Here is a 6,310-nt window from a genome sequence, read left to right as displayed (position 1 = left end):
CCGCAGGGACCGCAGGGACCGCAGGGACCGCAGGGACCGCAGGGACCGCAGGGACCGCAGGGACCGCAGGGACCGCAGGGACCGCAGGGACCGCAGGGACCGCAGGGGTTCAGCTCGCGGCGGGACGGCCGGGGCCCTCCGCCGCCCGCATCGCCGCACCCACGATGCCCGCGTTGTTCTGGAGCTGCGCGGGGACGATCTCCGCCTGGACGCCCTCGATGTAGTGCAGGAACTTGTGCGCCTTGCGGCTGACCCCGCCGCCGATGACGAACAGCTCGGGTGAGAACAGCATCTCGACGTGGGTGAGGTAGCGCTGCACGCGGTGGGCCCAGTGCTCCCAGGACAGGTCGTGGTCCTCCTTGGCCTTGCTGGAGGCGCGCTTCTCCGCGTCGTGGCCGTCCAGCTCCAGGTGGCCCAGCTCGCTGTTCGGGACGAGGACGCCGTCGGTGAAGACGGCGCTGCCGATGCCGGTGCCGAAGGTGAGCAGGACGACGGTGCCCTTGCGGTCGCGGCCGGCGCCGAAGCGCATCTCGGCGACGCCCGCGGCGTCCGCGTCGTTGACGACCGTCACGTCGAGCCCGCCCAGCCGTTCGCCGAACAGGCTCCGCGCGTCCGTGTCGACCCAGCTCTCGTCGACGTTGGCCGCCGTGCGGACCATGGCGCCGCCCGTGACCACGCCCGGAAAGGTGAGCCCGACCGGCCCGGTCCAGCCGAAGTGCTCGACGACCTGCTTCACCCCGTCGGCCACGCCGTCGGGGGTCGCCGGGTACGGGGTCAGCACCTTGTGGCGCTCCTGGGCCAGGTCGCCCCTGTCGAGGTCCACAGGGGCGCCCTTGATCCCGGATCCGCCGATGTCCACGCCGAAGATCTGCATGGCACCACGTTACGACGGACGACTGACGGTCACGCCCCGGCCGTACCCGAGCCGCCCCGCTCCGCCACCAGGGACGTCGCCTCCTCGCGCAGGTCGCGGCGGAGCTCCTTGGGCAGCGAGAAGGTGATCGACTCCTCGGCGGCCTTGACGATCTCCACGTCCTCGAAGCCGCGCCGCGACAGCCACTCCAGGACCTGCTCGACCAGCACGTCCGGAACGGAGGCGCCGGAGGTGACGCCGACCGTGGTGACGCCCTCCAGCCAGGAGGCGTCGATCTCGTCGGCGAAGTCCACGAGGTACGCGTCGCGCGCGCCGGCCTGCTTGGCGACCTCGACCAGCCGCTTGGAGTTGGAGGAGTTGCGGGAGCCGACGACGATCACTAGGTCGGCCTCGGCGCCCATCTGCTTCACGGCGAGCTGGCGGTTCTGCGTGGCGTAGCAGATGTCGTCGCTCGGCGGGGAGATGAGCTGCGGGAACTTGTCCTTCAGCGCGTCGACGGTCTCCATGGTCTCGTCGACGGAGAGGGTGGTCTGGGAGAGCCAGACGACCTTCGACGGGTCGCGGACCTCGACCTTGGCGACGTCCTCGGGGCCGTCGACGAGCTGGATGTGGTCGGGGGCCTCGCCGGAGGTGCCGATGACCTCCTCGTGACCCTCGTGGCCGATCAGGAGGATGTCGTAGTCGTCGTCCGCGAAGCGGACGGCTTCCTTGTGCACCTTGGTGACGAGCGGGCAGGTGGCGTCGATGGTGGCGAGCTTGCCGCGTTCGGCCTCCTCGTGGACGACGGGGGCCACGCCGTGCGCGGAGAACATCACGATGTTCCCCGGGGGAACCTCCTCCGTCTGCTCGACGAAGATGGCGCCCTTCTTCTCCAGGGTCTGGACGACGTACTTGTTGTGCACGATCTCGTGCCGGACGTAGACGGGAGCCCCGTACTGCTCCAGGGCTTTCTCGACGGCGATCACGGCGCGGTCCACACCCGCGCAGTAGCCACGGGGGGCGGCGAGCAGGACACGGCGGCCGGGCGAAGCAGTCATGGCACCCATCGTAAGGCCGCGTTCGGCGGGTCAAAGATCGCGTGGGTGGGACGTCGCCCGGGAAACTGATCGGGGACGTAGACGGGGACCCCGACGGGGACGTTCCGAGCCACAGTCCGATGCGCTGGCGGAGGCACGATGTCCGAGACCGGTACGGCGGCCCAGGGGGCCGGTGGGGAGCACCAGCTGAAGCGCAGCCTGGGCTTCAGGGACCTGGTCGTCTACGGGCTCCTGTTCATCGCGCCCATGGCACCGGTCGGGGTTTTCGGCACCCTGGACGCCAAGTCGCACGGTGCCGTGGCGCTCGTCTACGTGGTCGCGACGATCGCCATGGCGTTCACCGCGTTCAGCTACGCACAGATGGTGCGGGTGGTCCCGCAGGCGGGGTCGGTGTTCGCGTACGCGCGCGCGGGGCTCGGCAACGGGGCCGGCTTCATCGCCGGCTGGATGGCGATGCTGGACTACGTCCTCATCCCCGCGGTGGCGTATCTCTTCTCCGGCATCGCGATGGAGGCGCTGGTTCCGGAGGTGTCGCGGTGGGTGTGGACGGCGATCGCGGTGGTCGTCACGACCCTGCTGAACCTGTGGGGCGTGCGCGCGGCGGCCCGGGTGGGCTTCCTGGTGCTCGCCATGGAGGTCGTGGTGCTGCTGGTGTTCGTCGTGGCGGCGATCGTGGTTCTCGCGCGCGACGGGGCCGAGCGCGGCTGGCTGTCGCCGTTGTCCGGGGACGGCACGCAGGGAGCGTTCGCGCTGTCGGCGGTGGTCGGCGCGGTGTCGGTGGCGGTGCTGTCGTACCTGGGCTTCGACGCGATCGCGACGTTCGCGGAGGAGGTCACCGGGGGGTCGGCGAAGGTCGCGCGGGCGCTGCTGTTCTGCCTGGCGCTGGCGGGCGTGCTGTTCGTAGCGCAGACGTACCTGGTGGCGCTGCTGGAGCCGGTGACGTCGGCGGAGCTGGCGGCCCGGCCGGAGCGGCAGGGGGCGGCGTTCTACGACGCCGTGGACGCCTCCGTGGGCACCTGGCTGCACGACCTGGTGGCGGTGAGCAAGGCGATCGGCGCGGCGTTCGCGGCGCTGGCCGGGCAGGCGGCGGCCGGGCGGCTGCTGTTCGCGATGGGCCGCGACCGGCGGCTGCCGAAGGCCCTGTCGCGGACGGACTCCGGGGTGCCGCGCGTGGCGCTGCTGGTCGCGGCCGTGATCACGATGGTGGCCGCGGTGTGGGCGGCGCGTCGGGACGACGGTCTCGACCATCTGGTCTCGGTGGTCGACGTCGGCGCGCTGACGGCGTTCACGATGCTCCACGCGAGCGTGGTGGGCTGGTTCGCGATCCGGCGCCGCTCGGGGCCGGTGAGCTGGTGGCGGCACGTGCTGATCCCGGTGCTCGGGGCGGCGATCACCGTCGCGGTGATCGTGGAGGCCTCGGAGACCGCGCAGGCGGTGGGGGCGATCTGGCTGGCGGTCGGGCTGGTGGTGCTGGTGGCGCAGGCGCGCGGCAGGCGGTCCGCGCAGGCGTGAGGCCGGTGGGCCGGAGCGGCGCGGGGCGGCTGACGCCGGGTCGGGTTGTCACACCCGGCCGTTACGCTCGGGCGCATGGCTGTTAACTCGACTCCGCAAGCCCCGCTGCCCGTGGGCGAGGTGTCACGGCTGATCGGGGGCTGGATCGACCGGCTCGGCGCGGTGTGGGTCGAGGGGCAGATCACCCAGTTGTCACGGCGGCCGGGTGCCGGTGTCGTGTTCCTGACGCTGCGCGACCCGTCGTACGACATCTCCGTGAGCGTGACCTGCTACCGGCAGGTGTTCGACGCGGTGGCGGACGTGGTGGGCGAGGGCGCGCGCGTCGTCGTGCACGCCAAGCCGGAGTGGTACGCACCGCGCGGGCAGCTGTCGCTGCGGGCCGCCGAGATCAAGCCGGTGGGCGTCGGGGAGCTGCTCGCGCGCCTGGAGCAGCTGAAGAAGGCACTCGCGCGCGAGGGGCTGTTCGCGTCGGAGCGCAAGAAGCCGCTGCCGTTCCTGCCGCAGCTGATCGGCCTGGTGTGCGGGCGGGCGTCGGCGGCCGAGCGGGACGTCCTGGAGAACGCCCGGCACCGCTGGCCCGCCGTCCGCTTCGAGGTGCGCAACGTCCCCGTGCAGGGCGTGCACGCGGTGCCGCAGGTCGTGCAGGCGGTGAAGGAGCTGGACGCGATGGACGACGTGGACGTGATCGTCGTCGCGCGCGGCGGGGGCAGCGTCGAGGATCTGCTGCCGTTCTCCGACGAGCAGCTGGTGCGGGCGGTCGCCCAGTGCCGTACGCCGGTCGTCTCCGCGATCGGGCACGAGCCGGACAATCCGCTGCTCGACCATGTCGCTGACCTGCGTGCTTCCACGCCGACCGACGCCGCGAAGAAGGTCGTACCGGACGTCGGCGAGGAGTACGAGCGGGTGCGCCAGCTGCGGGACCGCGCCCGGCGGTGTGTGGCGTCGTACGTGGACCGCGAGGAGCGGGGGCTGGCCCATGCGCTGGCCCGGCCGTCGATACAGGATCCGCACCGGATGATCGACGAGCGGGCCGAGCAGGTGTCGGCCCTGCTGGACCGTGGCCGCCGCTCACTGCGGCACCACCTCGACCGGGCCGACTCCGAGCTGACGCACACCCACGCGCGCGTGGTGGCCCTCTCCCCCGCCGCGACCCTGAAGCGGGGGTACGCCGTGCTGCAGCGGGCCGACGGCCACGCCGTCCGTGACCCGGGCGAGGTGGAGCCGGGCGAGACGCTGCGCGCCCGCGTCTCGGAGGGCGGTTTCTCCGTACGAGTCGATGCGTAAGGTGAGTGGATGACCAGCGAGGTGGAGCAGCAGACGGCCGTGTCCGAGGCGCTCGGGTACGAGCAGGCGCGGGACGAGCTGATCGAGGTCGTACGGCGGCTCGAGGCCGGCGGTACGACGCTGGAGGATTCCCTCGCCCTGTGGGAGCGGGGCGAGGAGCTGGCGAAGGTCTGCCGCCGCTGGCTGGACGGTGCCCGGGCCCGCCTGGACGCGGCGCTGGCCGAGGAGGACGAGGACGAGGACGAGGACCGCTAGCCCTCGTTCCGGTAGCTCCTGTTCCGGTAGCTCCTGTTCCGGAAGCCCCTGTTCCGGAAGCCCCTGTTGTCCGCTGTTCCGGCCGCCCCTGTTCCGGCAGTCCCTGTTCCGGCAGTCCCTGTTCCGGTGTGCCGTGTCGCAGGCATGGAGGCGGGCACGCCCCCTGATCGCCGGACTGCGCCCGCGCCGGACAGTCCCCGGTTGCACGGTGGCGGGCGGACTACTTCCCGCTGTCCTCGGCCAGGGTGTGCGCGACGAGTGCGTTGGCGTGCCCGTGGCCCAGCGCGTGGTCGGTCATGAGCCAGGCGACGAGCTCCATGTGCTTGGTGAGCGGCGAGGAGCGGATCAGCTCCTTCCACTCAGCGATCGGGCGGCCGTACTTCTTTTCGATCGGCGGGAAGTAGGAGGCGGGCCCCTTCGCGGCGGCGGTCATGTCGGTGAGCTCCCTGTGGGCGAGTGGCGGTGTACCGCCCGGTACGACCGCAAGGAGCGGAAGAAGTGATCGCCCTGCCGATGTGATCCGCGGCACAGCGCCTTCACGGGGCGCGAAACGCGGCCACGAGGCGTCGCGCGCCGCAGCACGCCGCAGCACGCCGCTCCCTTCACTCATCCGGCCAGGTGAAGCGGAACACCGCGCTCCGACTTTGGTTGAAGCTTGAACTTCTTTCGCGTAGCGTCGTTCCCGTCAACGGCTCCCCGCCCCTTCGCGCGGAGCGCCGACGCACACCCCGAGGAAGATCACGTATGTCTCTCGTTCTTGACCCCGCCGCCCAGGACCTGCTGTTCCGCGAGGCCCGCACCGCGAACACGTTCACCGACGAGCCGGTGACCGACGAGCAGGTGCAGGCGATCTACGACCTGGTCAAGTACGGCCCGACCGCCTTCAACCAGTCGCCACTGCGGATCACGCTGGTCCGCTCCCCCGAGGCCCGCGAGCGTCTCGTCCGGCACATGGCCGAGGGCAACCAGCCCAAGACGGCCGCCGCCCCGCTGGTCGCGATCCTGTCGGCGGACAACGAGTTCCACGAGGAGCTGCCCGAGCTCTTCCCGCACTTCCCGCAGGCCAAGGACGCCTTCTTCAGTGAGCGCCCGGTGCGCGAGGGTGCCGCCACGCTGAACGCCGCCCTACAGGCCGCGTACTTCATCGTCGGCGTCCGCGCCGCGGGGCTCGCCGCCGGCCCGATGACCGGCCTCGACTTCGAGGGCGTCCGCAAGGAGTTCCTGGACGACGACCACACCCCGCTGATGGTCGTCAACATCGGCCACCCGGGCCCGGACGCCTGGTTCCCGCGCTCCCCGCGTCTGGCGTACGACCAGGTCGTCACCACGGTCTGAGCCGCACGTCCCG

General features: G+C 71.7%; 7 protein-coding genes. 4 read left to right on the top strand and 3 right to left on the bottom strand.

Features of this window, described 5'->3' with window-relative positions; genetic code table 11:
• Positions 1-109: 109 nt before the first annotated feature.
• Together ppgK and ACZ4V1_RS07190 are read right to left on the bottom strand one after the other, a co-directional pair.
• Positions 110-874, bottom strand: a complete 765-nt coding sequence (gene ppgK, locus ACZ4V1_RS07195) for a polyphosphate--glucose phosphotransferase (protein WP_468330570.1) — start codon at positions 872-874, stop codon at positions 110-112.
• A 29-nt stretch (positions 875-903) separates the two neighbouring features.
• Complete coding sequence (locus ACZ4V1_RS07190; RefSeq protein ID WP_468330567.1) at positions 904-1,920, bottom strand: 4-hydroxy-3-methylbut-2-enyl diphosphate reductase; 1,017 nt, start codon at positions 1,918-1,920, stop codon at positions 904-906.
• 129 nt (positions 1,921-2,049) lie between these two features.
• On the opposite strand from ACZ4V1_RS07190, the gene ACZ4V1_RS07185 reads away from it, so the two are divergent.
• From ACZ4V1_RS07185 to ACZ4V1_RS07175, 3 genes are all read left to right on the top strand, one after another.
• The gene (locus tag ACZ4V1_RS07185; RefSeq protein WP_468330564.1) at positions 2,050-3,423 is read left to right on the top strand and encodes an APC family permease; all 1,374 of its coding nucleotides are present in this window, start codon (positions 2,050-2,052) and stop codon (positions 3,421-3,423) included.
• Between the two features lie 75 nt (positions 3,424-3,498).
• Positions 3,499-4,707 (top strand): exodeoxyribonuclease VII large subunit, encoded by a 1,209-nt coding sequence (gene xseA, locus ACZ4V1_RS07180; RefSeq protein WP_468330562.1) that lies wholly within the window; start codon positions 3,499-3,501, stop codon positions 4,705-4,707.
• A gap of 9 nt (positions 4,708-4,716) precedes the next feature.
• Positions 4,717-4,962, top strand: coding sequence for an exodeoxyribonuclease VII small subunit (locus ACZ4V1_RS07175; protein ID WP_468330559.1), 246 nt, complete (start codon positions 4,717-4,719; stop codon positions 4,960-4,962).
• 220 nt (positions 4,963-5,182) lie between these two features.
• On the opposite strand, the gene ACZ4V1_RS07170 is transcribed toward ACZ4V1_RS07175, so the two are convergent.
• Positions 5,183-5,395, bottom strand: a complete 213-nt coding sequence (locus tag ACZ4V1_RS07170) for a DUF4287 domain-containing protein (protein ID WP_468330556.1) — start codon at positions 5,393-5,395, stop codon at positions 5,183-5,185.
• 311 nt (positions 5,396-5,706) lie between these two features.
• On the opposite strand from ACZ4V1_RS07170, the gene ACZ4V1_RS07165 reads away from it, so the two are divergent.
• A complete protein-coding gene (locus ACZ4V1_RS07165) occupies positions 5,707-6,297 on the top strand; it encodes a malonic semialdehyde reductase (protein ID WP_468330553.1) in 591 nt (196 codons plus the stop codon).
• Positions 6,298-6,310: the final 13 nt, after the last annotated feature.

Source organism: Streptomyces sp. NPDC028991 (genome assembly GCF_055564775.1).
Note: the sequence above shows the minus strand (reverse complement) of the source record. Positions and strands in the feature narration are given on the sequence as shown.

Coding starts and splice junctions, on each gene's coding strand:
- ACZ4V1_RS07190 (WP_468330567.1), bottom strand. CDS start 1,920: ATGGGTGCCATGACTGCTTCGCCCGGCCGCCGTGTCCTGCTCGCCGCC.
- xseA (WP_468330562.1), top strand. CDS start 3,499: ATGGCTGTTAACTCGACTCCGCAAGCCCCGCTGCCCGTGGGCGAGGTG.
- ACZ4V1_RS07175 (WP_468330559.1), top strand. CDS start 4,717: ATGACCAGCGAGGTGGAGCAGCAGACGGCCGTGTCCGAGGCGCTCGGG.
- ACZ4V1_RS07165 (WP_468330553.1), top strand. CDS start 5,707: ATGTCTCTCGTTCTTGACCCCGCCGCCCAGGACCTGCTGTTCCGCGAG.
- ppgK (WP_468330570.1), bottom strand. CDS start 874: ATGCAGATCTTCGGCGTGGACATCGGCGGATCCGGGATCAAGGGCGCC.
- ACZ4V1_RS07170 (WP_468330556.1), bottom strand. CDS start 5,395: ATGACCGCCGCCGCGAAGGGGCCCGCCTCCTACTTCCCGCCGATCGAA.
- ACZ4V1_RS07185 (WP_468330564.1), top strand. CDS start 2,050: ATGTCCGAGACCGGTACGGCGGCCCAGGGGGCCGGTGGGGAGCACCAG.